6 protein-coding genes and 1 pseudogene are annotated in these 6,178 nt (G+C 73.1%); 4 read left to right on the top strand and 3 right to left on the bottom strand.

Features of this window, described 5'->3' with window-relative positions; translation table 11 throughout:
• The 3 genes from K206_RS40135 to K206_RS0134135 all read left to right on the top strand — a co-directional run.
• A partial coding sequence (locus K206_RS40135) for a zinc-binding dehydrogenase (protein WP_020206766.1) occupies nucleotides 1–787 on the top strand: 787 nt, incomplete at its 5' end.
• Between the two features lie 616 nt (nucleotides 788–1,403).
• Nucleotides 1,404–2,102, top strand: a complete 699-nt coding sequence (locus tag K206_RS0134140; protein ID WP_155888392.1) for a hypothetical protein — start codon at nucleotides 1,404–1,406, stop codon at nucleotides 2,100–2,102.
• A 47-nt stretch (nucleotides 2,103–2,149) separates the two neighbouring features.
• Complete coding sequence (locus K206_RS0134135; RefSeq protein ID WP_020206764.1) at nucleotides 2,150–3,091, top strand: GGDEF domain-containing protein; 942 nt, start codon at nucleotides 2,150–2,152, stop codon at nucleotides 3,089–3,091.
• Here the strand turns inward: K206_RS0134135 and K206_RS40130 are convergent.
• From K206_RS40130 to K206_RS0134120, 3 genes are all read right to left on the bottom strand, one after another.
• Nucleotides 3,088–4,020, bottom strand: coding sequence for a LysR family transcriptional regulator (locus K206_RS40130; RefSeq protein ID WP_020206763.1), 933 nt, complete (start codon nucleotides 4,018–4,020; stop codon nucleotides 3,088–3,090). The two genes, K206_RS0134135 and K206_RS40130, sit on opposite strands and share 4 nt — an antisense overlap.
• A gap of 82 nt (nucleotides 4,021–4,102) precedes the next feature.
• Nucleotides 4,103–4,771 carry a 2OG-Fe(II) oxygenase gene (locus tag K206_RS0134125; RefSeq protein WP_020206762.1) on the bottom strand — a complete coding sequence of 223 codons (669 nt, stop codon included), beginning with the start codon at nucleotides 4,769–4,771 and terminating at the stop codon, nucleotides 4,103–4,105.
• A gap of 164 nt (nucleotides 4,772–4,935) precedes the next feature.
• Nucleotides 4,936–5,220 carry a winged helix-turn-helix domain-containing protein gene (locus K206_RS0134120; RefSeq protein ID WP_020206761.1) on the bottom strand — a complete coding sequence of 95 codons (285 nt, stop codon included), beginning with the start codon at nucleotides 5,218–5,220 and terminating at the stop codon, nucleotides 4,936–4,938.
• 628 nt (nucleotides 5,221–5,848) lie between these two features.
• On the opposite strand from K206_RS0134120, the pseudogene K206_RS40125 reads away from it, so the two are divergent.
• Nucleotides 5,849–6,178: pseudogene (locus K206_RS40125) on the top strand (RND transporter); the annotation flags it as partial.

The raw sequence follows: 6,178 nt of genomic DNA, 5'->3' as shown, positions 1-6,178 counted from the left end.
CGTGGGCGGCGTGCAGGGCTCGCTGGCGGAGTACGCCGCGGTCGACGCCGACCTGCTCGCGCGCAAGCCGGCCCGGCTCTCGATGCGCGAGGCGGCCGCGCTGCCGCTGGTGTTCATCACCGCGTGGGAGGGGCTGGTGGACCGGGCCGGCGTCCAGCCCGGGCAGACGGTGCTGGTGCACGGCGGCGCCGGCGGCGTGGGGCATGTCGCGGTGCAGATCGCCCGCGCCGCCGGCGCGCGGGTCCATGCCACCGGTTCGGCCGCCAGCCGGGACATCATCGAAGGTTATGGCGCGACCGCGATCGACTTCGCCGCCGTCACGGTCGAGCAGTACGTCGGCCAGTACACCGGCGGCGACGGCTTCGACGTGGTCTACGACACGGTCGGCGGCAAGGTGCTGGACGACGCCTTCCTCGCCGCGCGCACCTGCGGCGGCCACGTGGTGAGCTGCCTCGGCTGGGGCACGCACAGCCTGGCGCCGCTGTCGCTGCGCGCCGCGACATACTCGGGCGTCTTCACGCTGCTCCCGCTGCTGACCGGCTGCGGCCGCGCGCGCCACGGCGCGATCCTGCGCGAGGCGGCGCGCCTGGCCGACGCCGGCAAGCTCGCCGTGCGCGTCGACCTGCGGCGCTTCGGCCTGGACGACGCCATCGAGGCGCACCGCGCCATCGAGACCGGCACGGCGCGGGGCAAGCTCGTGGTGGAAATCGCGCGGCGCCAGCGCGCGCCGGCCGCCGCGGAGGTGGCGGGCGGCGCGCGAGTCAAAACGGGGAACAAAGGCGGATAACCGGCCCATTTCCCGTGAATCGGAATCGGATCATGGGAATTCCCTGTTTTTGGTTCGTCATTTTCATGGAAAACCCTTTAAGAAAAATTAAGACAAATCTCATCAAATAAACAGGGATCGGACGATGCCGCACCGGCACCCTGTCAACCGCCTTCGACGCCTTCGCCATCCGGACGCGGAAATTCCCCCGCGCTTTCGCCGTATTGCCGCCACATTTCCGCCGCATCGCCGCCTCCGCCCGACGACTGCCGCGCAGGCAACGGCCGTCTTCCGGCATCGTCATCGTTTAAGAACAATCCCAATTTCGCGCGCCGTATTTCTCATGCCGGTCGCCGCCGCGCCACCGATGCCGCATAAAAACAAATCGCTTTACTCTTCGCCGCCATCCCCATCTAATTGAGAGCGGCGCGCGGATATTCCGGCGCCGTCACTGTTTACCGGCCTGGATTGCCGGTTCAGCCGCGAATGCCGCCGGCAAATCCCATGCGGAGCCCCACCGCGTGCCGCCCAGTCAAGATCGGAGGAGATTCATGGCACGCCCAGTCCCACCCCCAATGCTTGTCCGCGACGCCAGTGCCGCGCAAGCTGCCGCCAGCCGGCGCGCATGGCCGCGGCCATGACCGAACGCGGCCACGGCGCCCGCGACCGGCGCAGTTCGCGCCGCGCGCCGGCCGTGCTCGGCGCGGCGCGGCACGATGCGCTGCAGGCGCTGGCGAACGCCGGCATCGGCGTGGCCGGCGCCAGGCTCGCCTGCCTGCTGGGCCGCCACGTCACGCTGTCGATCCCGCGCATCGGCGTGGCCGACCCGGAGCGGCTCAAGGAGGAAATCGAGCGGCGGCTCGGCGCCATGCCCGGCATGGTGGCCTTCCGCCAGAGCTTCCGCGCTGACATCGCCGGCGAGAGCCTGGTGTTCTTCGCGCGCGACAGCGCGCGCGAACTCTGCGAGGCGCTCTACGGGCGCCAGGACCTGGCCAGCGAGAGCGGCGAGTGCGGCGAGTGCGGCCAAGGCGGCGGGACCGCGCTGCGCGGCCTGCTGCCCGAAGTGGCGAACGTGCTCGCGGGCGCGTGCGTCTGCGGCCTGCTCGGGCAGCTCGGCCGCGTGCCGGCCTTCTCCGTGCCGCGCGAGACCGACGCGGCGCAGATCGTCGGCGCCATCGCCAGGTCGGGCAATCCGGCCGCGGGCAGCGCGCTGCTGCTCGACCTGCACGTCCGCATCGAGGACCGCCGCTTCCGGGCCTGCCTGGCCGCGCTGCTGGCGCGCAGCGCGTTCGGGCGGCTGTGCGCGGCGCTCGACGCGACCCTCGACAGCCTGTAGCACGGCGGCATCCGCCCGCAGCATCGGCAACGCCCGGAGCCCCCGACATGCCTCTCGAACCGTCCCAGCAGGCGCGCCTGCACGAACTGGCGCTGGCGCGCATGGGCTGCGGCGTGTTCGTGGTGGACCGCGAGCACCGCATCGCGCTGTGGAACCACTTCATGGCGGACCGCAGCGGCGTGAGCGCGGAGGCCGCGCTGGGCCAGCGGCTGCTCGGCCTGTTTCCCGAGCTGCCCGCGGCGTGGCTGCGGCGCACGCTCGAATCGGTGTTCCTGCTGAAGATCAGCGCGTTCACCTCGTGGGAGCACCGGCCCTACCTGTTCCGCTTCCCGCACGACCTGCCGGTCACGTGCGACTTCGAATGGATGCGGCAGGACTGCGAGTTCCTGCCGCTCATGGAAGGCGACGAGGTCATCGCCGTGTGCGTGACCATCCTCGACGCGACCGAGCTCGCCATCGCGCAGCGCGCGCGCGACGAGGCCGTCGACGCGCTGCGCGAGGCGTCGATCCGCGACGCGCTGACCGGGCTCTACAACCGCCGCTATATCGAGGACCGCCTGCAGGAGGAATTCCACCGCTGGCGCAAGTCCGGCCGCGCGCTCTCCGTGCTGATCTTCGACCTGGACCACTTCAAGCGCATCAACGACGACCACGGCCACCCGGGCGGCGACGCGGTGCTCAAGGCGGTGGCGCAGCGGGTCGCCGCCTGCCTGCGCGACCGCGACGTGGTGGCCCGCTACGGCGGCGAGGAATTCGCCGTGCTGTTGCCGAACACGGCGTTTGCCGACGCCATCGCGGTGGCGGAGCGGATCCGCGGCGCCATCCGCGCCGAGACGGTGCGCTACGCCGGCCACGCCATCGCCGTCAGCGCGAGCGTGGGCGTGGCGCAGGCCTGCCACGCGACCGCCAGCGCGGACCAGCTCGTACACCAGGCCGACGAGGCGCTCTACCGCGCCAAGGCGGCCGGCCGCAACCGGGTGGCCTTCTAGCCGGCGGGAGGGGTGGAAGGAGGGGCGGAAGGATGAGCGGAGCGATCGGCGGCAGGATCGGCACCGGGCGGCGCGCCGCCATCGCCAAGCTGCTCGAACGCGGCGTCGAGGAACGCGCGCAGCCGGCCCTGCCGGCGCAGGTCGCGGTGGTAGCCCACCCACACGTCGCGGCCCGGCGCCGGCTCGCCCAGGTCGACCGCCCGCAGGCCGCCGACGCGCTCGGCCAGCAGGCACGGCAGCACCGCCAGCCCGGCGCCGGCCGCGCACAGCCGGGCCTGCGCCTCGCGACTGTTGCTGCCGAACGCCACCCTGGCCGCGGGCAGCAGCCGGCGCATCCAGGCCACGTCCGGCAGGTCGGCGAAGCCGGTGTCGAGCGTCAGCAGCGCGTGGCCCTCGCCGCCGCCCGCGCGCGGCGGCGCCACGCCGGGCGCCGCGTAGAGCGCGTACTCCATGCGCATGAGCTTGCGCTGCACCACGTCGGCCTCGTCGAAGGCGCGGATGCGGAACACCAGGTCGGCCTCGCGCCGCGCCAGGCTGAACAGGCGCGCGTCCGTCACCAGTTCCACCGCCACGCGCGGATGCGCGCGGATGAAGCCGGCGATCACCGGCGTGAGCATGTGCACGCCGAACCAGTCCGACGACGAGACGCGCAGCATGCCGTCGAGCTCCCGCCCGCGCCCGGAAAGCTGGCGCGCGAAGGCCAGCGCCTCTTCCTCCATGCGCTCCGCGTGCGCGAACACGGCGGCGCCCTCGGCGGTCAGCACGAAACCGTCGCTGGTGCGCTGGAACAGCGTCTGCCCGAGCGCCTGCTCCAGCGCCCTGAGCCGGCGCCCCATCGTCGGCTGGGTCTGCCCGATCGCGCGCGCGGCGCCGCCCAGGCTGCCGGCCCGCGCGATCGCGAGGAAGATCCTGATGTCGCTCCACTCCATCTGCCTGCACTCCCCGGTCGAATCGAAAAGCCGGACGCCGCGCAACGACGGCGGCGGCAACGGGCGCCTCACGCCCGGCGGGCTAGGCCGCGTCGGTGCGGAACCAGCCGGTGAGCGCCCAGCGCGTGCGCCGGCACGGCAGCACCTCGTGCGGGATCAGGTCGCTGCGGAACACCGCCAGCCGCGCCAGGCGCGGCAGCACGCGGTGCGGTGCGGCGCCGGAGGCGCCGGGAGCGCTATCGGACGCGCTGTCGGACGCGTTCTTGGCCACGTCGCCGCACGCATCGTCGGGCGGGTAGATCGCCAGCTCGCCGCCGTCGTGCTCGCCCCACTCCGCATTCAGATAGAGCACCAGCGAGATCTGGCGGTCGCGCATGGCGCGGTGCTGGTCGAGGTGCTTCTTGTATGCGGTGCCGGCCGGATAGTGCGAGAAGTGGAATTCCTCGCGCCGCAGGCCGAGGAAGTAGCGGGCGTTGAGCGCCCGGCGGAATCCCTCGGCCCAGGCCTGGAACTCGCGTACGGCCGGGCCGGCCGGGGCGTCGTCGAGCCACAGGATCGCGTCGCCGCGGATGCCCGGCTCGCGCGTCGTGCCCTCGCCCCGGCCCACCCGCGCCGGATGGAACAGCCCGGCCTCCCAGGCCGCGCGGCTCTCGCCGTGCAGGCGGGTCGCCAGCGCGCGGCCGATCAGGTCGTCGGAGACCGCCCAGCCTTGCGCTTCAAGGTCGGCAAACAGGTTTTCCAGCTCGGACATGGACAAGGGGATGCAGGAATGGATGGGATGAGGCGGGCGGCGCAAGGCGGGGCGGCGCAAGGCGGCACCGCCGGGGCGAAGCCGGACGGAGCGGCGCGACCGCGCGACCGCGCCGGGCAGACGCCACCGCCGGCGGCGATTATACGGCGCGCCGCCGCGCCGGCCTACATGCCGCCGCTGTCGAGATATTCCAGCGCCATGCGCACCGCGCGGCGCGCCTTGAGCGCGTAGACGACCTGGCGGTCGCGGATGATCAGGGCCAGCACGTCGGCCTGCGTCATCTCGCGGAAGTGGTGGCTGGCGCGCGCCAGGTTCAGCCCGGCCACGCTGGCCAGGTCGCTGGCGGGCATGCCCGCGTCGCCCGCCTCCAGCAGCGCGCGGCAGATGGCGGCGCGCGCCGGCACGGTCAGCAGCGCATAGGTGAGTGTGCTTTCTTGATCGGTCTCCATAACCCCGCCTTCCCGCTGGTCGTCCGGATCGTCGCTGCGCGCCGGCCGGCGGCCCGCCCGACACCTACTTTCTACGCGGCGGCCCAGGCAAAAGCAACCTGCCGGCGCGCGCCGCCGCACAATTACACAAGATTACAACAGCCCGGCGCGCGCGCCCGGACGGGCCGCGTCAGGCCGCGCGGCAAGACAATGCGCGTGGCGAATGGTTCCTGCCAGCCGCGCGCAGCGCGGCGCTGCCGCACCGCACAAGCCCCCGCCCGCTGCAAGATGCCGTAACAGGGCCGCGAACCGGCGTCGCGGCCCCGGCGCCCGGTGTCGTGCACGCGGCACATCGCGGCGGCGGCATGCCGCGGGCGGCGCGCAACGCCGTAAACCAATGAAATATTCGGTAATGCGCGGCGCGTTTCACCGCGCCGCGCGCGGCACTATCCTTGCGATAAGCAACTTCGCGGCGCCCCGCGGGCGGCGCGCATCCGTCCATGCCCGACGGCATCCCGGTCCCCCGCCGCCGTGCCGCCGTGCCGCCGTGTCCCCGGGCGAGACACACCGCGAAGCGTTGCAGGACAGTGCAAAAAACCGGCATCACCCATGAAGGCTCGTCCATGACGCCCGACCGTCTACCCCGCCCATGAAGACAGCGCGCCCGCTTGCGCCGCGCAAGCTCTGCATCGCCCTGGCCTGCGCCTGGCTGGCCGGCTGCGCCGTCGGCCCCGACTACCAGCGCCCGCCGGCCGACGCGCCGGCCGCCTACCGCGAGGCCACGCCGCCCGACCACCAGTGGAAGATCGCCGAGCCGCGGCCGGTGGACCTGGACCACGACTGGTGGAGCGGCTTCGACGATGCCCGCCTGAACCAACTGGTGGCGCAGGCCAACGCGGCCAACCAGACCCTGCGCCAGGCCGAGGCGCAATACCGGCAGGCGCGCGCGCTGGCGCAGGCGGCGCGCGCCGGCCTGTTC

It is taken from the genome of Cupriavidus sp. WS (assembly GCF_000395345.1).
Taxonomy (GTDB): domain Bacteria; phylum Pseudomonadota; class Gammaproteobacteria; order Burkholderiales; family Burkholderiaceae; genus Cupriavidus; species Cupriavidus basilensis_B.
Note: the sequence above shows the minus strand (reverse complement) of the source record. Positions and strands in the feature narration are given on the sequence as shown.

What these genes read in the sequence shown, in the direction of transcription:
- K206_RS0134140 (WP_155888392.1), top strand. Translation starts at nt 1,404, where the DNA reads ATGACCGAACGCGGCCACGGCGCCCGCGACCGGCGCAGTTCGCGCCGC.
- K206_RS0134135 (WP_020206764.1), top strand. Translation starts at nt 2,150, where the DNA reads ATGCCTCTCGAACCGTCCCAGCAGGCGCGCCTGCACGAACTGGCGCTG.
- K206_RS40130 (WP_020206763.1), bottom strand. Translation starts at nt 4,020, where the DNA reads ATGGAGTGGAGCGACATCAGGATCTTCCTCGCGATCGCGCGGGCCGGC.
- K206_RS0134125 (WP_020206762.1), bottom strand. Translation starts at nt 4,771, where the DNA reads ATGTCCGAGCTGGAAAACCTGTTTGCCGACCTTGAAGCGCAAGGCTGG.
- K206_RS0134120 (WP_020206761.1), bottom strand. Translation starts at nt 5,220, where the DNA reads ATGGAGACCGATCAAGAAAGCACACTCACCTATGCGCTGCTGACCGTG.